Raw genomic sequence first — 23417 nt, 5'->3', positions numbered from 1 at the left:
CGCCCCCTCCTTGCCGCTGTTTTGAGCTCCCCAGATGTCACTTCTTCGATTGGCCGTCCTGGCTTCGATGACCGTTTCCATGGCTGTTGCTGCCACCGCCCAGCAACGACAGAATCCAGCCTTTGCCGATCCCAAAGTCGATCCCAGCCTGCCCAACGTGCTGTTGATTGGCGACTCCATCTCGATCGGTTACATGGTCGATGCCCGCGAAGCAATGAAAGGCAAGGCCAACGTCTTTCGCCCCGCGACCAATTGCGGCCCCACGACGCGCGGATTGGAAAACATCGATTCCTGGCTTGGGGATCGGAAGTGGGATGTTGTCCATTGGAATTTCGGATTGCACGATCTCAAATTCATGGGCCCTGGCGGCGAGAACCTGGCGGATCCCAAAGCGGCGGGATCTCATCGTCAAGTTCCGATCGAAGAATACCAGGCCAACATTGCGAAGCTGGCGGAACGGATCAAGCAGTCGGCGGGCATCGTGATTTGGCGGGAAACGTCACCGGTTCCCCAGGGAGCTGCGGGGCGGATCTCCGGCGACTCCGCCCGATACAACGCGGCAGCTGCGGATGCGATCGCCAAAGTCGGTGGCATTCAGACGGACCCGTTCTTTGCGTACGCGGAATCGATTTCCGATCTGCAGCGTCCGAAGAATGTTCATTACACGCCGGAAGGCTCCAAGAAGCTGGGCGAACACGTTGCCGAGGTGGTCCTGAAAGCGCTTGACTCACGAAACTGATCGCCGAGCCAACCAGAACCTCAAAAATATCGATGCGGCGTCGTGAGCCGCGTCAGGCGGCGGATCGACTTTCCGTTTCGTCACATCAAAGCTTTCGTACGTGCGGGATACCAGAAGTTGGTCGACGATTCTTTTCGTGCCGTCTATCGCATCTTGGATGCCTCGGCGAATCGAGCGAACGAGGGATTCCGCACGCTGGAAGAGTTCGTCCGGTTTGGGCTGGAAAACAAAACCTTGGTGGCCGCGGCGAAACAGCTTCGCCACGATTTTGCCCAGGCGCTGGCCCGGTTGCCTCGTATCCAACTGGTTTCCGCGCGCGACGCCAGCAGTGACGTCGGCGCATCGGCGCAAACCGTTTCGGAGTACCATCGCAAGACCACCGACTCGGTGATCACCGCTGCGATCGAACGGGTCCAGCAGTCGCTGCGAGTGCTGGAGGAGTACGGGAAAATCGTCGACCCGGCGTTTGGTCGCGACATCGAAGCCATCCGGTACCGGGCCTACAATCTGCACCGAGACGTGGAACTTCAGTCCTGGGTTGGACAGCGGTTGCAGCGATTGGCTGATTCACGGCTGTACGTGCTGATCGATTGCATGAGCGATGAAGAAGCCTTCCTGACGGCGATCCGGAAGTGGGCCGCAGCCGGCGTGGACATCTTTCAGCTGCGTGACAAGGCCGCCGACGACCGGACGCTGTACCAAAGAGCGCTGATCGGAGCAAAAGTTGCCGCGGAATCCGATGCGCTGTTCGTCATCAACGATCGCCCCGATTTGGCCGTCGCGACCGATGCGGACGGTGTGCACGTCGGACAGGACGAGTTGCCCCCGGGCGTGGCGCGGCGGTTGGTGGGGCCGGATCGATTGGTCGGCGTGTCCACGCACGACCTGACGCAAGTCCACGCGGCGATCGACCAGGGCGCCGACTACATCGGATGCGGTCCGACCTTTCCCGGTCGGACGAAGCAGTTTGATTCTTTTGCCGGTCCGGAGTTCTTGCGACAGGTGCACGCCGCGGACAAGACACGTCCGCTGCCCGCCTTCGCAATCGGCGGCATCACGGCTGAGAATCTTGGTCAAGTCACCGAAACGGGGTTTCACCGGGTTGCCGTCAGCGGTGCCGTTACCGCAGCGGCCGACCCCGTCGCAGAGATTCAGCGGTTGAAAAGGAAATTGGAATCGGGGCGCTGAGCGCGTCCGTCGAATTCTTTCAGTTGCCCGTGTTCGTTGGGTCTGCCGCCGATGTCACGACACGGCAGTGCCGCTTCGCTTGCCCGACTTGGGCGACGGGACTCGCGCATGCGGTTTCCAGTCAACGACGTGAATCTCGACCCGGCGGTAGCCGCCGAACTCGTTGATCACCGGACGGTAAGCGATTTGGATGGGACCGTCGCAAGCGTTCAACTCGTCGCACCAGTCTCCGGCTCCGAAGGCGACACCCCGGATGGTCTTGCCGCCTTGATTCAGCCGGACCGTCAAATGGCGATCGCCGGAGCCCATGCGGCGGGCCGGTTCGTGAAGCGTCACTTGTTGGCACAGCAACGTGGGACGCGGGTTTCCCGCGCCAAATGGTTCCATGGTTTCAATTTGCTTGATCGTGTTGAGATTCAACTGCGCGAACGGTGCTTCCGCGTCGATCAGAATCTCAGGCTCCACGCAATTGTCGGTCCACTGTTTGGAAACCGCTTCGCAAAACTCTTCGCGAAACGGATCAATCTGACGTTCGTCGATGGTCAAACCGGCTGCCGCCTGGTGACCACCGAATCGAACCAGGCAGTCGCTGCACTCCACCAGGGCTGCGTGCAGATCGATGTTGGTTCCCCCGACCCGTCCCGAACCGACGGCCGCGGCTTTTCCTGACGCGTCCATCGACAAGATGATCACGGGTTTGGCGTATTTATCGCTCAGCCGCCCCGCCACCACACCGATGACGCCCTGGTGCCATCCGACGCCCGCCAACACCAGTGCCGGATCGTTCTCCGCGTCGAAACGTTCCTTGATCTGTTTTTGCGCCGCCAACATGACCGAGCGTTGCAGACTGTCGCGGTTCTTGTTCAGCTGATCGATGTACTCGGCCAAAGACTGTGCCCGTTCGCCGGCCGGAGCGGTCAGCAGCTCCACGCCCAATTGCGCCTGGCCAAGACGTCCCGACGCGTTCAGCCGTGGGGCCAGACTGAATGCGATACTTTCGGTGTTCAGCGTCGACGCGCTGTCCAGCTTGGAGACACGCATCAGCTCGGCCAGACCCGGTGGAGGTTCGGCGCTGAGCATCCGTAGTCCGTGAGCGACCAGGATCCGGTTTTCGTCGATCAGCGGAACGACGTCCGCGATGGTCCCAATCGCCGCCAAAGTCAGCGACTGCATCAGGTACCGTCGCAGCGGTTCGCTCACTTTTTTGGAACCGCAGATTCGCTGGCACAGCGCCCAGGCCAACTTGAAAGCGACGCCTGCGCCGCAAAGCTCGCCGAAGGGATAGGACGTCCCGGGCAATCGCGGGTGAACGATCGCCTCCGCTTCCGGGAGCTGCGGCCCAATCGTGTGGTGATCGGTGATGATCAACTGGATCCCCAGTTCCTTGCACAATTCGGCGCAGGCGACACTGGTGATCCCACAATCGACCGAAATGATCATCCGCTTGCCGCGCGAGGCGAGCTTGCGGATCGCGTCGGCGTTGAGCCCGTAGCCGTCTTCCAGCCGATTGGGCACGTGATAGCTGACGTTGCCGCCAAGAAGCTTCAGGCCGTTGTAGAGGATGGCGGTGCCGGTCATCCCGTCGCAGTCGTAATCGCCATAAACGACGATCGGCGTCTCCGCTTCGATGGCGGCGGCGATCCGATCGGTGGCAACGGTGACTCCGGGCAGGGATTCGGGTTCACGAAGCTCGGTCAGCTTGGTCGACAGAAAAGTCGATGCCGCACCCGAGTCGTACACGCCCCGGCTGACCAACAGTTGGGCGACAACCGGGGGCAGACCTGACGTCCGGATCAGCTGCTCCACCCGGGCGGAATCGTGGGGCACTATCCGCCATTTGCGTTTCATCCCTGAATTCCGTCGGTTGCCGAAGAGGATTGTTCGCCTGAAAGAGAACGTGAATTCGCGTCAGGGGAGCAATCCCCGGTCCACAAATCCGTCAATGAGGCCGGAGGCCGGCGAGGGGGGGCATCCGGGTGCATGTCGCGTTAGCAGGCCCGCCAACGCGGGGGGCAGTTGCCAGCAGCTCAGTCCCAGCAGCGGGAAAGCGGCCCTGCCCGAAACGTCATTTTTTCTTTTCGACGTGCACGGTGTGCTTGCGCAGACGGGGGCTGTATTTCTTCAGACGCAGTTTTTCGCCGCCCGGCTTGCGCTTCAGCGTGTAGTTGTAGTCGCCCGTTTCTTCGCAAACCAGAAAGATCGTTTCAGCCTTTTTCTTGCTTTTCGCCATGGGTCATCAATTGAATCGGTAAGGGGGTGTTGGGGCGCAGCGGCGTGTCGGGCCGAGAATTATGCCCGGTCCGACCCACTTTGGGCAAGGCTTGTTTTGCTGCCCCGGCGTCGGAACTGGATCGACGGGCGCCGAGCCGCGAAAGGGCACCCCCCGGGCGGGCCGGCCTCCTCCGCGTGCATCGTCTGCCGGCCTGGCTGCCGGTCGAACCGGTTCCAGTTAAACTCGGCTGCGACGCAGCGTTCCAAACGCTTTCCACACACGCACCGGGTTCCATGCTGATGAATCGTTTTCCTATCTGGGCAGTCGCGCTGGTTCTGGGGGTCGCAGCGGACCAGGGGGCAGTGGCGACGGCTGACGACGCGCAGCGGCCCAACGTCGTCTGGATCATGTCCGAAGACAATTCGGCGGATTACCTTCGGCACTTCGGCCCCAACGGCGCCCCGGCGCCGCAAATTGAGGCGATGGCCGACCACGGAATTACCTTCAACCACGCGTTTTCAAATGCGCCGGTGTGTTCGGTGGCTCGGACCACCCTGATCACCGCTTGCTACGCGCCTCGCATTGGAACGCAATTCCATCGCAGACACACCCTCGCCCATTTGCCGCCGGGTTTGAAGATGTTCCCCGCCTACCTGAGGCAGGCCGGCTACTACACGACCAACAACAGCAAGGAAGACTACAACGCGGTGCGCGGCGACGACGTCTGGGACGATTCCAGTCGCAAAGCGAGTTGGAAGAATCGTCCTACCGAGTCGACCCCCTTCTTCCACGTCCAGACCTACACGCAGTCGCACGAGAGTCAGCTGCACTTTTCCGAGAAGCAGATGTCCGTCCCCACGGACACGGATCCCGAGAGTGTTCACCTGCAGAAATACTTTCCCGACACGCCCACCTTCCGCTACACGCGGGCCCGTTACCACGACCGTATACAGCAGATCGATGGTTTGGTTGGCGGTTTGCTCGACCAGCTACGCCAGGACGGTGTGTTGGAGCAAACGTTCGTGTTTTACTTCGGTGACCACGGCGGCGTGTTGCCCCGGTCCAAGGGCTACGCCTACGAGTCAGGATTGCACGTGCCACTGGTGATTCGCGTTCCGGAAGACTTCCGCGAATTGGCAGGACGCGATCTGGGCAGTCGGACGGACGGCTTTGTCGAGTTCGTGGATTTTGGTCCGACGGTCTTGAACCTGGCGGGCGTTGAGCAACCCGAAGAAGTCGACGGTCGTCCCTTTCTGGGGCCGGGTGTCGATCCGGCGGAGGTCGATTCACGCGACGAAACGCTGGGCTACGCCGATCGTTTTGACGAAAAGTATGATCTGGTTCGCACCCTGAGGATTGGCGACTTCAAGTACATCCGCAACTTCGAGCCGTTTTATCCCGACGCGTTGCAAAACAATTACCGGTACAAGTCGTTGGCCTATCAGGAATGGCGTGAGTTGAACGCCGCCGGCAAGCTGACCGGGGCAGCCAAGCAGTTCTTTGCCCCCAAGGCGGCCGAAGCACTTTACGACTTGTCATCGGATCCCGATGAGGTCAACAACTTGGCGGCAGATCCGCAGCATGCCGACCGGTTGCAACAGATGCGGGCGCAACTGGACGACCGGCTCAAATCGATGCCTGACCTGAGCTTCCTGACCGAGGCGGTGATGGTCGACTCCGCGTTGGAAAACCCCATCACCTTTGGGCAGTCGCACATCGCCCAGATCGCCGCCTACATCGATACGGTGAATCTGGCATTGCTCCCACCGGAAGACGCTTTACCCCAGTTGGAGGTCGCGTTGCAGAGCGAGGATCCGTGGCAGCGCTATTGGGCGTTGGTCGCTTGCAGCAGCCTCGGCGACTCGGTCAAGTCACTGGTGCCGATGATCGAAAACCTGTTGCTGGATGTCGAACCGTTGGTGGTGATGCGGGCGGTGGAGTACCTGGCCGTTCACAGCGACGTTGACACCCTGGGCTTCCTGTATCGATCGTTGTCGCGTGCCACCAACGAGCCGGAAGCATTGCGGATGCTCAATACCATCGTCTATCTGCAGGACTATCACGGCTACGAAGTCGACCCCCAGAAGTTCCAGTTCATCATTCCCGTCAATCCGAAGGGACAACTGGTTCGCCGGTTGGAATACCTGCGCGGCGAGATTTAGGCTTGATCGAAAAGCGTGTGGCCACGCTCGCCAGAGCGTGGCAATAGCGCCGAGCCACTTTGTCGTCGCCACGCTCGGCTGAGCGTGGAAGATACGGTGAACCCCGTTGCGGTTGGCCCGCTCGACAGTCGCGTGGGAGACTCGATGCGATCACGGCCTGGCGCCACTACGCATCAACCGGATCGTGTTCCCACGGATCGGTCCAGTCGCTCCAGTGATCCAAGTAGGTCGCGTACGCGGGGCAATCCCCGGCGCGGGCTTCGATCCAATGCCGACTCTCCTCGGTGATCTCCAATTCCTGCTCCAGGGTCAGTTCCCCGGTCAGCACCATCGATCGCAGGAAGACAAAGTACGTGTCCAAGACGTCGCAGCGGCAGTAGTCGCTGATGCCCGCCAGATCTCCGGCGGCAAATTGTTCCTGGACCTGATCGCCGGTGACAAACATCTTGCCAGGTTTTCCGAGCAGTTTCGTCGCCAGATTCAATCCGCCGTTGAACCGGGCGGCACTAAAATTCGTCAGCAAATCCTGAAGGTCAAGGTGCGCGTGCGTGCTGTAGCGGTTGCGGGGCGATCGGTAGCCATCGTTGCGGAACCAGGGCGCGATGGAGATGCCGTAGCGGTAAGCTGCCAACTCCATCAGCGGCAAATCAAAACTGCGGCCGTTGAAGGTGACCCACTGTGGTCGCTTGTAGGCTTCCCAGCCTTTCCAGAAATGCGCGGTGATCACATGACTTCGGAAATCGGGCTCGTCCAACGAGACGACGTCGATCAGGCGAAAGTCTTTGGCGACCTTGGCGATCACCACGGAGATGGGGATCTGAAACGTGTGCGGGATGAAGGTGGAGCCTTTCTGTTCCAGCAGTTCCGCCTGGTACCGCGCGATCGCCTCTTCGGGAGAAAGCGATTCGCCCGGGTAGCGGACTTTCGCGATCAATGCCCCATCGGCGATACTTTCGCAATCGAATACCAGATGGGCAACGCCTTCGCTCATGTATCCACAACCCAAGTCACGACGATCGGAATGGCCACGGTCGATCCTGAGGCCCGGTCCGGCGAGCTTAACACAAACCACCCCATGATCGAAATCAACCGACAGCGATTGCTCGAACGTTTTCTCAGATACGTCCGCGTGGGCACCTCGGCGGATCCCGACAGTCAGTGTTACCCCAGCACGGAAAGTCAGCGCGCTCTGGGGCGTTTGTTGGCGGACGAGCTGGTGGCCATGTCCGCGGTCGACGTGCGGCAAGACGAGCATGCCTTGGTGTACGCGACCGTGCCGTCGACGAACGGTGCGGGCAAGAGCGGCGCGGGCAACACGCCCACGGTCGCCTTGGTCGCTCACATGGATACGTCGCCCGAAGCACCCGGCGATCCCGTCCGCCCTCAAGTCGTTGAGAACTACGCCGGTGGGGACATCCCACTTGCCAACGGCGATCGGATCCGCGTCGACGCCTGCCCGGCGTTGAAGGACCTGGTCGGAGCGACGTTGATCACCACCGACGGCACCACGCTGTTGGGCGGTGATGACAAAGCGGGTGTCGCGATCATCATGGAACTGGCCGAAACGCTGCTCGAGAATCCGCACCTCGCTCACGGCGATGTGAAGGTCGTCATGACCTGTGACGAGGAGATCGGTCGGGGGACCGACAAGATCGATCTGGAGTCACTCGATGCGGCGGTTGCTTACACCGTCGACGGCGGCGGCGCAGGAGTGATCGATGTGGAAACCTTCTCGGCCGACGCCGCGACGGTCCGCGTGATCGGAGACAACATTCATCCTTCCATCGCGAAGGGCCGGATGGTCAACGCCGTTCGCGCCGCCGCAGATTTCGTGGCTGCCCTGCCCCGGACCTCCGATTCGCCTGAAACCACCGAAGGTCGCGAAGGCTTCTTGCATCCCTACTCCATTTCCGGAGGCGTCGGCGAAGCGACCGTCAAGTTGCTGCTGCGGTCGTTTGAGGTGTCGGGACTGGAACACTATGCCGAAGTCATTCGCAACGCCGCGGCGGAAGTGGAATCGGCGGTACCGGGGGTGAAGTTCGAAATCGTCATCGATCGGCAGTACCGGAACTTGCGTGACGGTTTGTCCAAGCTGCCCGAATCGGTGACGTTGGCGGAACAAGCCTTCCAGAATCTGGGAACGCCCTGTGTCAAAGAAATCATCCGCGGCGGAACCGACGGCAGTGCGCTGACCGAAAAGGGATTGCCAACGCCGAATCTGTCCAGCGGTCAGCACAATATCCACAGTGTTCGCGAATTCGCCTGTTTGGATCAAATGGTGACCGCGACCGAGCATCTGGTGGAGCTGTTGTCGCTGTGGTCCAACCAGCGGACATGACAGGGATCCTGGCAACCCGTCACGCAGTTGAACCCTGCCGGGAAGCATCGCCCTGATGTCAAATCCCGTTTCCACGTCGCGCAAGCCCAATGATCTGGCGATCCGATGACCGTTGCTCGCACCTCGCCGCCCGCCAAGCTGAATTTGTTCCTGGAGATTCCCGCCCGGCGTGATGACGGCTATCACGAGATCGACACGGTCATGGTGGCGATCGACTGGCGGGATGAATTGACGGTGCGTTGCAGCGACCAGCCCGGGGTCCGGCTGACGGCAGATTGGTTGCCCTCGGCCGAGGCCATTTCCCAGGATCTGGGGCTGTCCACCGGCGGCGACCGCCTTCCGGTCGCGCTGCAGATTCCCACCGATCAGACAAATCTGGTCAGTGTCGCCCTGCGGCGGTTCAGCGAACGTTTCGCGATCCCGGGCGGTTTCTCGGTGCAATTGGGAAAACGAATTCCGGCCGGCGCCGGGTTGGGCGGCGCCAGCAGCGACGCGGCGCACGCGATTGCCTGTGCGGCCCGGCTGCACGATATTCCTTTGCAGAACCGCGATCTGGTCGAGGTTGCGGCGTCGGTTGGCAGCGATGTGCCCTTCTTTTTGGGCCGGTTCGGGTTGGATTTGGCCTCTGGTGGCGAATCTGATTCGCTGGCCTTGGCCGGACCGGGGCCGGGGGCCGCTCGGGCACGCGGTCGCGGAGAGCGCCTGACGCCGGTTAGTTGCTGCACGCCTGTCCACTTCGTCGTGGCCTATCCGGCCTCGCCGCTTTCGACGGCCGCGGTTTATGGGCGGCTGAGGGTGCCGGGCGTACCGGTGTCGGCCGACGGCTTTGTGCGGGCGTTTGAGGCCGGAGATCGCCAGGCGTTCGCCGCATTGATGATGAATCGGTTAACAGAACCGGCTGCGGAAATTCTGCCGCGGACTGGCGAATTGATACAATCGCTGTGGCAATCCGGCTTGCAACCGTGTCAACTAACCGGAAGCGGATCGGCGTGTTTCGGTATAGCCCGTGACCAAGGGCACGCCCGGCAGGTAGTGGAGCGTTTGCGGGGCGAGTTGCAACCGGGAGTTTTGCTGCAAGCTGTTCAGATGGTCTCCGCCTCGGCTGAGATCACCATCGAGCCAAGTTGACCAGCCGTCATCAGCGAGGGAGTTCAGAAGCGTGGAGATAACGGAGATTCGGATCAAGTTGATGGAGTCCTCGGAGGACCGGCTGCGCGCGTTCTGTTCGATCACCATCGACGAATGCTTTGTCGTGCGCGACTTGAAGATCATCGATGGAGCCAACGGGCCGTTCGTGGCCATGCCCAGTCGCAAATTGACCGGTCACTGCAGCCGGTGCCATCATAAAAACCATCTCCGCGCCAACTACTGCAACAACTGCGGAAACAAGTTGTCGTTTGACCAGGATGGTGCTTTGGATTCGCCCCAGAAGCTGTACGCCGACGTGGCGCATCCGATCAACAGCGAGTGCCGTGAGATGATTCAGAATGCGGTGATCGAAGAGTTCGATGCCGAGCTGAAACGATGCGAACAGCCCGGGTATCGGTCGCGGTACGACGACGATTTTATGGACGCCGGTGAAGACGTGGAAACGGCGTACGTCGACCCGCCCCACGGCAAGCTGCAACCGCCGCGGCAATCCGAGGCGCGTCCGGGTGAGACGCAACCCAGCGAAACCCGCCCGGAAGGCGGGGGGCAGTCGGGTGGCGAAGGCGATGACGATCAGTTCGGCGCCGGTATTTTCTGAACCGCGACCGACCGAACCCGCGGTCGCAGCGATCGTGTTCCGCTGATCGAGAAACCGATCGCCGTGACGTTCCGGCCTCCAGAACGCCCTGGTCGCGAAGCTGGGGGTTCGTTAAAAGAGAACGCATCGGCACAAAACGCGTTCTCCGGTGCGATCTGACCGTCGGGGGCGGCTGTGACCGAATCCCAGATTTGACAGCATGAACCTTCAGCGGTGACCAAGGACGGCCCCGTGAGAACTCCCTTCGCTCGCGTCTTGAAGTCGGCTTTTCGCCGCTGGTGGGCGCTGATCGGCATTGTCGCTTCCTCGCTGTTGATCGCAGTTTTGTGGAGCGCGAATATCAGCGCGCTCTATCCCCTGGTGGAGGTCGTCTTTGACGGAAAAACGCTGCCCGAGTATGTGGCGCACCAGGTGGAGACCGCTGAGCAGGAGATCCAATCGCTGGACGAACAGATTCGTCGCGCCGAGGCCGGGGTGCCGGCTAAAACGGGTGCGATGCCAAGCAAATCGGCCCAACTGTTGGCCGATCGTCGCAGTTACCAGCAGAGCAAGGTGGCAAGCTATCAGCGGGTGCTGCCCTGGGTGAAGGATCACGCCCCGGAGACACCGTTCGGGACCCTGTTGTTCATCCTGGCGTTCTTGGTCGGCGGGACGGCGCTCAAGCTGGTCGCCCTGTGCGCCAACTTGATGTGGGTGCAATACATTGCCGGTCGGACCGCGATCGACCTGCGTGAAACTTTCTTTCGCAAGGCGCTGCGTTTAGATTTGGACGCCTTTGGAGAGAACGGTTCCTCGGACCTGACCGCTCGTTTGACCAACGACGTGGCGCTGGTTTCGGCCGGCGTGTCCACGTTGTTGGGCCGGATGATCCGCGAACCGCTGAAGATGCTGGCCTGCCTGGTCGGGGCGGCGTACGTCTGTCCGCGGTTGCTGTTGCTGGTGATGATCGTCTCACCGCTTGTTGCCGTGGTCATGCAGCAACTCAGCCGGGCGATTCGGCGGGCCAGTCGGCGTGCGATGGAGGAGATGAGCCAACTGTACGGCATGTTGAACGATTCGTTCGCCGGCATCCGCGTCGTCAAGGCTTCGAACACACAGGCTTTCGAGCGAGCCAGGCTCCGCCGCGGAACGTATGCGTACTACCGCAAGTCAATGAAGATGGCGTTCTACAACACGCTGGCCCGAGGCACGAGCGAGTTGATGGGGATGACGACGGTCGCCCTGGCCATTTTGGCCGGCGGATACTTGGTGCTCAATCAAGAAACGCACCTGTTCGGACTGCGCATGTCCGCCGGGCCGTTGGAACGCGGCCAGGTCCTGCTGTTCTTCGGATTCCTGATCGGTGCTTCCGATCCGGCGCGAAAACTGGCGGACGTTTGGAGCGGGTTGCAACGCGGCATTGCTGCTTCGTCTCGCGTGATGGAGATCATCGATCAGCCGATCCGTGTGGATGAACCCGCCAACCCGATCTCACCCAGTCGGCCGCACGGATCCATTCGCTTCCGGGATGTCGAGTATCAATACCCGTCGGGTCCCAAGGTGCTTCAGGGAATCGATTTGGAAATTCGGCACGGCGAAACCGTGGCCGTGGTCGGTCCCAACGGCAGCGGCAAAAGCACCTTGGTCAGTTTGCTTTGTCGCTTCGACGATCCCCAGTCGGGCAGCGTGCTGCTGGACGATGCGCCGTTGAACCAAATGCGAACACGGGACCTGCGGCGACGCTTGGCGCTGGTGACTCAGCGGACGGTGCTGTTTGACGACACGATCGAAAACAACATTCGCTACGGATGTCCCGGAGCGGACGCCCACGACGTGGTGCGGGCCGCCAAGCTGGCGTTCGCGGATGACTTCATTCGCCGTAAGACGCCGTCAGGGTACCAGACGCTGTTGGGATCTGGCGGGATGCGGTTGTCCGGCGGTCAGATGCAGCGGATCGCGTTGGCGCGGGCGTTCTTGCGCGATCCCGACATCTTGATTTTGGATGAAGCGACCAGCCAGATCGATATGGAAAGCGAACAGCTGATCCACAAGGCGCTGGAAAAGTTCCTGGTGGGCCGCACGGGGCTGATGATCACTCACCGGCCGACGACGCTGGCGATGGCGGACCGGATCGTGGTGATCCAATCGGGACGCGTGGCTGCCAGCGGCACGCACCAGCAACTGGTCGGAACGAATCGCTTCTACCAGAGTCTGTGCGGATCGGAGCGGCCCCGAGCCGCCTGATGGCATGAAAGCCGACCGTCGAAAACCAAACCGCGGTTAGCTCGCCCGGAATATCGACGCTGTCAGCCGCGCGGGTGTCCGTCCGACGCTCCGCGATCGGAGAGTCCACGCACCAGTTCGATCAGGTTGCGCGGGTTTTGGCCCAAATCTCCTTTGCCCACGCGGGATTGGCTTCGCGCCCGCAGTTGAACCTTTTCTTCGCCGTCGATCGGTCGTAGGGTGACGGTGATATCGTCGACGAATTTGAACACGGGTGTGGTCCGGGTCAGCTTGACGGTCGTTTCCGACCGGGTGGGGCTGGAATCGGTCGAGATCCACTGCCAATTGGCCTGTTGCTCCGCCCAGGCCTGGACGTCGCGGCTCGCTTGGTCAAGGCTACGGTTCAGTTCAACCGGGCGGAGTTCGGGACGCTGAGCATCCGGCTCCAGCTCGGCGGTGTTCTGAACAAAATCTCGGCCCCAGTCGTCGATCCGCCACGCCACGGACGCGAGAATCAAGGCGGTCAGTATCAGCGCAATCCAGCCGATCATTTTCATCCCCCTGTTTGGCGTTTTCTTCATTTCCAGTCCGGTGCGGTATGTCTCAAACCCCGTCGATGTTTGAATCTCAGGAACAGGACTTCCTTCACGCCTCGCAGCCTTTGGCGGCCCGCATGCGGCCTCAGTGTTTGAAGGATTATGTCGGACAACAGCATCTTCTTGGACCCGGCAAGTTGTTGCGGCGGATGGTGGATGCCGGGCAATTGGGATCGATCTTGTTGGCCGGGCCGCCCGGTACGGGAAAGACGACCTTGGCGCACCTGTTGGCTTCCGAAACGGGCAGCCGCTTTCGGCCGTTGAGCGCCGTCACCGGGGGCGTCAAAGAAGTCCGCGAGGCGTTGGCCTGGGCGACCGATCTGGTGGCCAGCGGCGAGCCGCGTCCCGTCCTGTTTATCGACGAGATTCACCGGTTCAGCAAGACACAACAGGATGCATTGTTGCCTGATGTCGAGGCCGGGGTGGTGTCGCTGATCGGCGCGACAACCAGCAACCCCTACTTCGCGGTCAACGGGGCGTTGATCAGTCGCAGTCAAGTGTTTCAACTGGAAGTTCTTTCCCCCGAATCCATCAAGGTGCTCCTGAACCGGGCGCTTTCTGATCCGCAACGCGGGCTGGCTCAGCCGGCCACGGTTTCCGATGAGGCACTGGAGTTCCTGGCGGACGCCTGCGAGGGAGACGCCCGGCGCGCCCTGACGGCTCTGGAAATCGCCGTGGCAAGCAGCGACGGAAAACCGGTCGATCGGGACGCCGCCGCGGAGTCGATCGGCAGCCGCATCGCTGGCTACGATGGAACCGGGGACGACCACTACGACCTGATCAGCGCAATGATCAAGAGCATCCGTGGCAGCGATGCCGACGCCGCCATCTACTGGTTGGCCAGGATGCTGGAGGGCGGTGAGGATCTGCGGTTTCTGTGTCGTCGTTTGGTGATCTTGGCCAGCGAGGACGTTGGCAATGCTGATCCGCAGGCGCTTCCCATGGCGGTGGCGTGCATGCAAGCGTGCGAGTGGGTGGGCCTGCCGGAAAGCGAATTCATGCTGGCTCAAACCGTCAGCTACCTGGCGTTGGCGCCCAAAAGCAATGCGGCGACGGTTGCGATCGGCAGCGCTCGGAAGGATGTTCGGCAGCAGCGCCGGGTGACCGTGCCCCAGCATCTCCGGGATTCCCATTCGTCCACGGCCGATCGAGAGGGACGCGGCGAAGGCTATATCTACAGCCACGACGCGCCCGATGGGATCGCCGCTCAGGACTACCTTGGCGTGGATCGCGTCTACTACGAACCCGTTCCACGCGGGTTTGAAAGAGAGTTGCAAAAGCGGAAAGAGTGGATTCGTCAGCGGTTGAAGCCCTGAGGCTGCGGCAGGTTTCATTTCGCGGTGAAGAGCTCGGTTCGGTTGCGCCGATCGGCACGACTGGAGCGAACAATCCGGCGTTTCGGCGCGCCACGCTCCCGCGGCGCAGCAATTCAAAGCCCGTCCGGCCGAAGCCGCGGCATGGCGATGGCCCCGGACCGCAGAATTCCAGCTAAAACCGCGTGAGCGGTGCGACTTTCCACCTATGTTTCAGCGTCGGCGTGTCCGGATCACACGGGCATGCTCCGGAAACCAGACTCTTGTGGAACGATTCGCGGCCGATGAACCTGCTGGCATTGTTGTTTGCGATCGCCATTTCCGTGTGGGTTGCTCCGTTGCTGAAGGACGGGCGTCTGATTCGGGGCTTGGCGATGTTGCTGATCGTCGGAACGGTTTTCGGCCCGCCGTTTTTTGCCATCGATGGTCCCGTGCAAATCAGTTTGGATCGCTTGCTGTGGGTGGCGTTGACGCTGACAGCGATGGTGCATTGGCGGCTGGGGAAAACGACGCCGCTGACGCCGACGAGAATCGATTGGTGTCTGCTGGTCCTGACGGCCTATCTGTTACTACGCAGCCGCGGCGGGAACGTCGCCGAGGCACACGTCGATCCGACGGGGCGCTGGCTGTTTTACATCTTCTTACCGGTCGCGACCTACTTCATCGGGCGGCTGGCAAGAATCCGACAGCGGGATTTCGATTGGTTTCTTAACGCCCTGATCGGGCTGGGGGTGTACCTGTCGTTCACCGCGGTGTGCGAGATGACCGGTCTGCACGCACTGGTCTTTCCGAAGTTCATGCTGGACCCGAATCTTTGGGAGTTCTATGGGCGGGGGCGAGGGCCGTTGCTGAACCCCGTCGGCAACGGGTTTGTGATGGGCATCGCTCTGGCCGCGGTGTGTGCTCGATTCGTCGGTGCGGATCGTCGCGGCAAAGCCGTTGCGTTGGCACTCGGTCTGATTTTGATGCTCGGTGGCTACGCGACGCTGACCCGGAGCGTCTGGTTGGGGCTTCTTGCCGCCGTCATCGTCGTGGCGTTCATTCATGTTCCGCGGTGGACGCGCGTTTTGGGGTTGGTGACCGGAGTGTTGATCGCCGGCCTGCTGATGACCGGCCTGAAAGATGACCTGTTGGCGATGAAACGCGACAAAGCGCTGTCCGCCGCCGACGCCGCCAAATCGGTCGAGCTTCGTCCATTGCTGGCCACGGTGGCTTGGGAAATGTTCAAGGATCGGCCGCTGACCGGACACGGATTTGGGCAATACTTTCAACACCACGATTCGTACCACACGATCCGCCGTTACGGATTGCCGCTGGAGCAGGCTCGTGATTACGGACACCACAATACGTTCCTGGCGTTTTTGGTGGATTCCGGTTTGGTCGGCCTGGCACTTTTTCTGGCGGTGTTGGCGGGGCTGGCCGCGGGCGGATGGCGGATGGCCCACGATCGGGAAGCACCACTGGCCCGCCGAAGAATCGGTCTGTTCACATTGGCCGTACTGGCAGCTTACCTGCCCAACGCCCTGTTCCATGACATGACCATCATCCCGATGGTGCAAATGTTCTTGCTCGCGACGGCTGGCCCGCTGATGACCATCGCTGGCAACGGCTTTCAGGCGGACGAGCCGTTGTCCACCGGCCAAGCGCCCGCTTCACGATCGACGCCGCGTTTGGAATCTTCGCCTTTGTGACGTGGCCGGGGCGTCGCCAACGGTTGTCGCATCGATCAAGGGACGTCGCCGACCAGGTCCTCTGAACGCTATTTCCATTGGTCGTCCATCAGGAAACCGCGGTACTGACGCAGGATCCGTTCTCGATGGACGTTGAAAAAGATCATCGCCACCAGCACCAGCAATCCGACCGCGATCAGGATCACCGCACGAGTGACGCCTGTTTCCCGATGGAATTGCAGGCCGAGTTGTCCGACGACGTTCAGGATCAAGAACGCCAGTCCCGTGTAAACGAACGGTTTGATGCGAAGCGCAATCCCCGCCACCACGCCGGCCAAACTGAGCGAGAGCACAACGACGAATTCAAGCAGACTGGACTCCCTGGAGACAAAGACCTCGAACGTGGAGACGGCCAGAATCAAGCTGGTCGCCCCCAGTCGGATCGCGGACAAGACATTTGGATTCAGGTCTCGGCGATGCAGGTGCGCGAAGATCAGAACCGTGATCGCCGCAGGGATCACGTACAGTTGGTACAGCCCGGTGATTTGCCGGGCCGTCGGAACCCACAAATAGATTGCCACATTGACCAGCAGGATCGCGGCGTAGGACGTCCAACGAGTGTGAGTCCGGTGGCTGACGGTAAAGTAGAACGATGCGGCGGCCAACAGGATGAACGCCGCTGGACCACGTTGTTCAAACGGAACGGCGGCCAGCAACGTGGCCGGCAAGGCAAGTGCCACGATGTAGCTGGGACGGACGAACGCCTGAAGTTTTTCGTCGCCCGATCGGCCGCAGAGTACGTTCACGGCATACATCAAATAAACGTAGACGATCACCAGGAATGCGGCGATGGAGTTTCCGATCAGGTCGATCCCCAGGACGCTGTGACCACAGTAGATCGCCGCGACGAAGAATCCCACGAGCGCCGAAAAGACGTATCGTTCCGTGCCTGATTGCCACGCCATGTAAACCCAGCAAAGGCTGATCAGCAGCAGGGACAAAGCGGTGGAGACCGTGGGTTGAGCCGCAACGACGGACCAAACCGCAAGGATCGCGACCGCACCGCCGAGCGCGTCGGCGACCACCAGCAAGCCCTGGGCGACACGGACGCGGAAGGAATCGGTCCCCGGTCCATCGCCACGACTCAGCAGCATTCGGCTGACGCCCAGGTAGATCGTCGCGATCAACGCCGATACCAAACCGCCGTATCCGAGTAGCTGCTGTTGGTAGCCGTAGTGCACGCAAGTCGCGGTCAGGCATAGCGGCAACAGGGCCGCGGAGACAAAGATGCCGCGGACATCACGCCAGCGGAGCCCGATCGTTAGCGCCGCCAGGATTGCCAGCAGCAGGGTGATCGACACGTTCGGGTAATCGGGGCGAGAGTGCATTCCGACCGGCAGCGTGATCGCCAAGGCGGTTCCAATCAACGCAATCGACCAACCACGCAGGATTCTTTCGCCTGCCGCTCGCCGGCCCGATGACACGGGCAGACGCATCCATCCGCTCAACTTTCCAGCGGACGGCCGATGGACGATGGCCGCCAGCAGACCCCACCCAAGTCCCAGGGTGGCGATGGCAACGTCCGGCGTGATCCCCCAAACGCTTGACAGTCCCATTCCCGCCAGGCACGCGATGCTTGATCCCACCAGCAGGTGCAGGTACGCGCTGCGTGGATGCAGAATAAAGATCTGCAGCAAAGCTAACCCGCAGAGCAGGTTCACACGCAGCCACGGCCAGGTGTTGCTCAATTCGGTGACGGCCGGCGTGCGAATCAAACTGAAGCGGGATCCCAGGTACGCGTTGGCCAGGAACCCAAATTCACCACTCAGAATCACCACGACCACCACCAACGGCCAGGCCAGGAACGGGCGTTCGCAATGGGTGTCCGGCAACCCCAGCAGCTTTCGAGCCCTGGTTCGGTTCGCCTTGACAAGTTGCCCCGCAAAGATCAAGGCATTCATCCACAGCAGGATGGCGATGGTCATCGTGTGCAAAGGCCAGGAGGTCAGGCTGGTCAGCAGCAGGATGACCCCGTTGGAGACCAGGAACACCGCGGTGTGCAACCAACCGATTCGCCGCTCCACCCGAACGCTGATCGCGGCCACGGCTCCGGCGAGCAATAGGGCGATCGCAGGGGTCCAGAGCTGAGCCCGGTCCGGAACGCCCCACTCGATTTGAGCGGCCGATGACGAGGCGGTTCCCTCAATCAGGATCACGATCGACAGAATCGACAGGGTGATGGATGTGAATGACAGCACCCATGCGAACCGGGAAAACGGTTGCCCAAATGACAGGCGGGCCGTGATCTTTTGCGGCTCCGATGGAGTGGCCGATCGGCCACTGGCGACAAGCATCCAGCCGAGAACCGACATCGCCAAAGCCGCCACGCCCGTGGAGGGACCCAGTTGGATCAAGTCCTGCCACTGAATCGAATTGAATGCGAGGTATCCGATCAAGAAGGACGTGCATGCCAGGTACACCAGTGTCTGCGCCCAATTCGGCTGCCTCAATGAACACATCGTGCGAGCATTCAGCAGGAAGTTGATCGCTCCCAGAGCGGATGCGATGAACAATGTTGGTTGTGCGGCAGACCAGCCCTCCAGGTTCCAGACCGCAAGACCGTGGCCAATCGCGATGATGGAAAGGAAGGCCGAGCATCGCAGGAAGGGATTGGCGTACAGTCGAATCAATTGCTCGGCCGCTGTTGGACCGTTGCGTTCCTGGTCGGAGAACGATTGACCGGCGCTGCGGGATGCGGATCGCCATTCGGCCAACACCGCGGCGATCCAGAACCCTACCGCCAGCGCGCCGAGCACGATGCCCAGCTGTGCATCGGTTCGATTCAGCAGTGACAGCACGGGAACCGAAGTGACCGCCAGAATCGTCGCCGCGACGTAGGTCCAGCCCGGGCTGTTGTAGAGTCGCGCTGACAGCAGCAAGGTGGCAAACGCAGCCAATCCGGTCAGCGCCGCATCGGCCGCACCCGAGGCGAAGTTTAGATCAGCACCATGCCGGATCACGACGGCGGCGACCGTCACCAGTGACAAGACCAGCGATGCGTGCGTCAACGGGTTCCGCCACGCCGTGCCTCGACAGGTCGACTGAACCGGCAGCGGTGAATCCTCCCATGGAGCAGGAAACCGGAACGGAAACCGAAAGTGGTTGTCCGAGGTTTTCAGCAATCGCGTGAGCCAGACCGCCAGGCAGGCCAGAACCAAACCGAGCAACGCGAGTGATGAAACCGCTCGAGGTGCCACGAGTGTGTCCGACGCCGTTGTAATGGCGGCCCATTCCGCCGTCCCCATCGCCAACGCGGCCAAGCTGAGGTAATTGCAGATCGACGACCGGTACGTGTCTCCGGCCAGTGCGAAATAAACCACCAGGACGAACGTGGCTCCGGCGACCGGAAGGGAGAGCGGATGTGGCGGCAAACACAGGAAACCAAGACCGCATAGCGTCAGGATGGATACCAGCAAGAGGACCTGGTGGAGCAACCCGCTGTAAAGTGAAACGTCCGCTTCAACCTGCAACTCACTCCGCTCGTGACCGGGGGTTGCGACTCTGGAGCGTCGCCAGGGTGTGTAGACGGTGGCCACCAGCCATCCCGCCACCACCAGCAGCGATGTCAACAATGCGTGCCAGCCGGCTGCCAGTGTCCAAGGCAGACCGCCCATCGCGACCAGTTGCAGCGTCGCATGGGTTGCGGCGCCAAACGTCAGGATCGACAACACGTACAAGACACCGCGTTCAGCCCAATCGGCGTTCGCCAGCTGCCGATCCGGCGCCGCGGTCGCGTCTTCGGTTGCGAACCGAAGCCACCGCGTGCGATGCGTCTTTGTCGCGATCAGCAAGGCGATCGACGACAGGTAGATCGGCAGGGACCATTGCCAGGGCGGCTGTGAAGCGGTCGCCTGCTGGATCCATGCGAACCCGACCCGGCCCAGCGCGAGCAGCGCTAGAGCGACCGATGCGTGAGAGAGCGGGATGCTCCACCGGGATGCGTCCAGAGACACCATGGGAAGCGGCGGGCTGTCCCAGCAGTCGTAAGGTCGCCGTGGGCGCTTCGGTTCCAGCGATTCCTGCGGGACTTCCCAACGTGCGATCAGCCACGAAGCCGCTCCCAGCGCGACGCCGGCCAACGGGATCATCACCATCTCGTACCGATGCCACGCTGCGGGCGAGAGTAGGATTTCCGCGAGCCCGACACATCCGATGCTGCCGGTGATGAGGGCGCCGTAAACCGGGATGCGAGACTGGTACAATCGCGCGAGCACGGTGAAGGACGCTGTCAGCAGGCTGCATCCGCCAATCATCCACCAAGTTGGCGTGGCGAGCGAATCATCGCCCAGCAGGACGACCAACGCCAATGCGATCAGTGCGACGACGGATGCGAATAGAGCGACGTGCACGGTCGTCCCCGCGTAGAATCCCCGCAGGTCTCGCAGCCAATTCGATGGCTCCCGATCGGGAGGTGGGATGCGACGGTTCAGCAGAGTCGCTAACGCGCCAGCCGCCAAACAGAATGCCAGGCAGATGACACTTGCCAGGGACAGATGCGTCCAAGCGATCGAACTGCCAAGCATCGAGCCGTACTGCCACAGCGCGGTGTGGGCGGCAGCAAACACCATCAGGATCGATCCGACATAGATCCCCACGTTTCGGAAGGTTCGCGTGCACAGGAACAGAGCCGCTGCGGCCGCCAGGTACACCAGTGGGGCCGTGGACGCGAGTTCGATTGAGCCGAGAGCCGTTGACGGAAGACGGAAGGTTGTGGCAATTGCCGCTAGCGTGCAGATGATCGAGTACACGCACACAGGCTGAATCCAAAGCTGGGTTCCTTGGGCCTGCAGCAACGAGGAGTCCGTTAGCCATTGGGTCGTGGCGATAGTCGGTGCATTCTCCGCTGGCCGTTTGCGGGGGATGAAACAGGAGACAGCAGCGGCGGCCAGACCTGCGATCACCGCCGCCCCGTCGATGGGCGAAATGCCGAAGGCATCGATTCCGATCAACAGCAGCAAACTCAGTCCGACCAAGGCCAGGGACGATCCGATCTGAGATCGGTAGACCGACGCGGCCCAAGCGAGGATGCCGGTGCAAATCGTGGCGGCCGCCATCAGCCACCACCGATTGCAGGGCGTTGCCAGCCAAGTCGACCCGATGGCAAACAACAGGCCAAGCGTGGCCGCCCCCGTCACGTGATACAGCAGGCCGGCGTAGTAGACGCGGCGTTCCCGATATCCGGCCTCCTTTGCTTCCGCGACTCGCACGAGCATCGCCCCGCACCACCAGGCATAGACACTCGCAATGATCCAGCCGGCCAGCGAGATTCCGGACGCGACTAGCAGGTGTGCTCCGAGCACATCCTTCGACGGCAGTTGGGGGACGATCGTTGCCTGGGCCAACGAGTGAATCGAGAAATACCAAGTGGCGAGTGCGGTGAGGTACAGCCATTTGGTGCGGTAAGTCCACGTCAAAATGATCAACGCGATCGCCGCCGTGAACGTTCCGGAAAGAACAAAGGTGGAAAGGTCGCCGCGGAGCACATGGGTTGCCGATACCACCAGACCGATCAAAGTCAGCGGGATGGCGCCAAAGGCCAGCGGCTTGGTGTACAGCGACGGCAGCACGTCGGCCATCGGCAGCGGGACCTGGCCGAACATCAGAATTCGATCGTCCAACGCCGTCTTGCGTTCACCCCGCAGCCGACTTTCCAGAATCACGCCCGCAGCCGTCGCTGCCAATCCGATCCAGGCGTTCCAGGGCGGAACGGCCGTGGCCAACGCGATCAGACAGCCGAACACCGGAACGCGCGAACGATACAGCCAGGCGGTTCCCAGAAACGCGCCGGCGGCGGCGACCAACGCCGCGGCGTCGAAGGGGCCGACGCGCTGGAATTCGTACGGAGCCTCGCCGAGTAGGTGTTTGGAAAACACGATCACCGTCGTCACGATCGCTGCGATCAAGGCGCTGTCGGACAGGGGAGTGCACCAGCTGAGTTTCATCCCGCGCCGTTGTCCGGCGATGGCCGTTGCCGCCCAGCCCACGCTCAGGAATGCGATCAACAGGGTTGATGCCCCGCTGCCCAGCGGTTCAATGCCGAACAGGGCGGCCATCAGACCCAGAAAACTGCCCACGTAGAGCAACGCGGGCGTTCGCCGGAATACCGCCAGCCCCTGAAAGAACAAGGCGTACACGACGAACGTCCAGAACAGCCAGGCCGGGGACGCTCCCGGAGTTGTGTAGAACCGCGTCCACAAGGTGACCGCGCACAGTGCGATGGCCAGTCCGATTCCGACCCATCGGAACGGCGTCGCAAAACGGATCGCATCCTCATCGGCGATGTGACCGGACACCTCCCGCTTGCGACGATCCCAATCGGAAAAATAGTGATCCAATGCGACCAGGCCGGTGAACAACGGCAGCGAAGCGATGCCCCAACATTCTGCCCCCCAGGCCCGGATCGCCCATTGCGTGACCAACACGTGGTACTCGCCGATAATCGCCAAGAGCAACAGAAACAGCGGCGGAATGGATTCGTAGCGATACACCAGCCACCCGTAAAGCAGGATCGCGATCAACAGAGCCTGGGCACTGAAGAAGTTGTGCAGGTGCGGTGTGCTGGCGGCCGTGATTTGCAACTGCGTGATCGCGTCATGCAGATGCGGAACGATCGACAGAGCCAATCCAACAAACGAGATCGCGTAGCCCAGAAACGTGAATCGGCCGAACCGGGGTGACTCGCCACGAGCGCGTTTCAAATGAAAGTCCGTGTGGAAGACCATCGCGGCCAGGAGGACCAGGAAGGGCCCGTAGTTGGCTGCCGAGACGAGTCCCGCTGCCGATTCCGTCCAGCCCGGTGTCGCCGTGACGGCCACGTGCAGAAACGCCAACGTGACCAAGGTGGCATTGGCAAGCGTCCCGAAGATGAAATAAGCGGCGGTGTGACGTTTGAAAAACAATCGCTTCATGAAATCGCGATTGAATCGGAACACGCCGTAACCCAGGATGCCGACCACCAGATACTGAGCGAGCGTCAACAGAATCGTCGCCGTCTTGCCGTCGGACGACATCGCCACCCATCGCAGCCCCGGAGCCAGCAACATGACCGAGCAAATCGCGATCAAGAACCGGCTGTACAGTCGATAGAAGGGACGTGCAAACAGTCCGCCCGTGATCATCGAGACGACGTAGCAGACAACTGCGGAAAGCACGCCATAGAACAATCCGATAAAAACCGCTGGCGTGTTCAT

Annotated in this window: 14 protein-coding genes; 9 read left to right on the top strand and 5 right to left on the bottom strand. The window is 61.4% G+C overall.

The window, feature by feature from the left end; translation table 11 throughout:
- Nucleotides 1-34 precede the first annotated feature (34 nt).
- Together FYK55_RS14990 and FYK55_RS14985 are read left to right on the top strand one after the other, a co-directional pair.
- Nucleotides 35-739 (top strand): SGNH/GDSL hydrolase family protein, encoded by a 705-nt coding sequence (locus FYK55_RS14990; protein WP_150077252.1) that lies wholly within the window; start codon nucleotides 35-37, stop codon nucleotides 737-739.
- A gap of 42 nt (nucleotides 740-781) precedes the next feature.
- Nucleotides 782-1927: a thiamine phosphate synthase gene (locus FYK55_RS14985; RefSeq protein ID WP_235908712.1), complete on the top strand. Its 1146-nt coding sequence runs from the start codon at nucleotides 782-784 to the stop codon at nucleotides 1925-1927.
- A gap of 54 nt (nucleotides 1928-1981) precedes the next feature.
- Here FYK55_RS14985 and recJ read toward each other — a convergent pair whose 3' ends face one another.
- On the bottom strand, nucleotides 1982-3775 hold the full coding sequence (gene recJ / locus FYK55_RS14980) for a single-stranded-DNA-specific exonuclease RecJ (protein WP_150077251.1): 1794 nt from the start codon (nucleotides 3773-3775) through the stop codon (nucleotides 1982-1984).
- Between the two features lie 217 nt (nucleotides 3776-3992).
- Nucleotides 3993-4157, bottom strand: coding sequence for a 50S ribosomal protein L33 (rpmG, locus tag FYK55_RS14975; protein ID WP_150077250.1), 165 nt, complete (start codon nucleotides 4155-4157; stop codon nucleotides 3993-3995).
- 281 nt (nucleotides 4158-4438) lie between these two features.
- On the opposite strand from rpmG, the gene FYK55_RS14970 reads away from it, so the two are divergent.
- On the top strand, nucleotides 4439-6301 hold the full coding sequence (locus FYK55_RS14970; RefSeq protein WP_235908711.1) for a sulfatase-like hydrolase/transferase: 1863 nt from the start codon (nucleotides 4439-4441) through the stop codon (nucleotides 6299-6301).
- Between the two features lie 166 nt (nucleotides 6302-6467).
- Here FYK55_RS14970 and FYK55_RS14965 read toward each other — a convergent pair whose 3' ends face one another.
- The gene (locus tag FYK55_RS14965; protein WP_150077248.1) at nucleotides 6468-7292 is read right to left on the bottom strand and encodes a 3'-5' exonuclease; all 825 of its coding nucleotides are present in this window, start codon (nucleotides 7290-7292) and stop codon (nucleotides 6468-6470) included.
- An 84-nt stretch (nucleotides 7293-7376) separates the two neighbouring features.
- On the opposite strand from FYK55_RS14965, the gene pepT reads away from it, so the two are divergent.
- The 4 genes from pepT (at nucleotide 7377) to FYK55_RS14945 (ending at nucleotide 12609) form a co-directional block, all read left to right on the top strand.
- Nucleotides 7377-8639, top strand: coding sequence for a peptidase T (gene pepT, locus FYK55_RS14960; RefSeq protein ID WP_150077247.1), 1263 nt, complete (start codon nucleotides 7377-7379; stop codon nucleotides 8637-8639).
- Nucleotides 8640-8744: 105 nt separating this feature from the next.
- The gene (locus tag FYK55_RS14955) at nucleotides 8745-9767 is read left to right on the top strand and encodes a 4-(cytidine 5'-diphospho)-2-C-methyl-D-erythritol kinase (RefSeq protein WP_150077246.1); all 1023 of its coding nucleotides are present in this window, start codon (nucleotides 8745-8747) and stop codon (nucleotides 9765-9767) included.
- 61 nt (nucleotides 9768-9828) lie between these two features.
- Complete coding sequence (locus FYK55_RS14950; protein WP_235908710.1) at nucleotides 9829-10386, top strand: septation protein SpoVG family protein; 558 nt, start codon at nucleotides 9829-9831, stop codon at nucleotides 10384-10386.
- Between the two features lie 231 nt (nucleotides 10387-10617).
- Nucleotides 10618-12609 (top strand): ABC transporter ATP-binding protein, encoded by a 1992-nt coding sequence (locus FYK55_RS14945; RefSeq protein WP_150077244.1) that lies wholly within the window; start codon nucleotides 10618-10620, stop codon nucleotides 12607-12609.
- 62 nt (nucleotides 12610-12671) lie between these two features.
- Here FYK55_RS14945 and FYK55_RS14940 read toward each other — a convergent pair whose 3' ends face one another.
- Nucleotides 12672-13169 carry a DUF1499 domain-containing protein gene (locus tag FYK55_RS14940; protein ID WP_150077243.1) on the bottom strand — a complete coding sequence of 166 codons (498 nt, stop codon included), beginning with the start codon at nucleotides 13167-13169 and terminating at the stop codon, nucleotides 12672-12674.
- 35 nt (nucleotides 13170-13204) lie between these two features.
- Here FYK55_RS14940 and FYK55_RS14935 point away from each other — a divergent pair, with 35 nt between their 5' ends.
- Together FYK55_RS14935 and FYK55_RS14930 are read left to right on the top strand one after the other, a co-directional pair.
- The gene (locus FYK55_RS14935; protein WP_150077450.1) at nucleotides 13205-14500 is read left to right on the top strand and encodes a replication-associated recombination protein A; all 1296 of its coding nucleotides are present in this window, start codon (nucleotides 13205-13207) and stop codon (nucleotides 14498-14500) included.
- 281 nt (nucleotides 14501-14781) lie between these two features.
- Nucleotides 14782-16188 (top strand): O-antigen ligase family protein, encoded by a 1407-nt coding sequence (locus FYK55_RS14930; RefSeq protein ID WP_150077242.1) that lies wholly within the window; start codon nucleotides 14782-14784, stop codon nucleotides 16186-16188.
- A gap of 68 nt (nucleotides 16189-16256) precedes the next feature.
- On the opposite strand, the gene FYK55_RS14925 is transcribed toward FYK55_RS14930, so the two are convergent.
- Complete coding sequence (locus FYK55_RS14925; protein ID WP_150077241.1) at nucleotides 16257-23417, bottom strand: hypothetical protein; 7161 nt, start codon at nucleotides 23415-23417, stop codon at nucleotides 16257-16259.

Source organism: Roseiconus nitratireducens (genome assembly GCF_008629675.1).
GTDB lineage: Bacteria > Planctomycetota > Planctomycetia > Pirellulales > Pirellulaceae > Stieleria > Stieleria nitratireducens.
The sequence above is the reverse complement of the archived record's forward strand: the minus strand, read 5'-3'. Positions and strand labels throughout refer to the sequence as shown.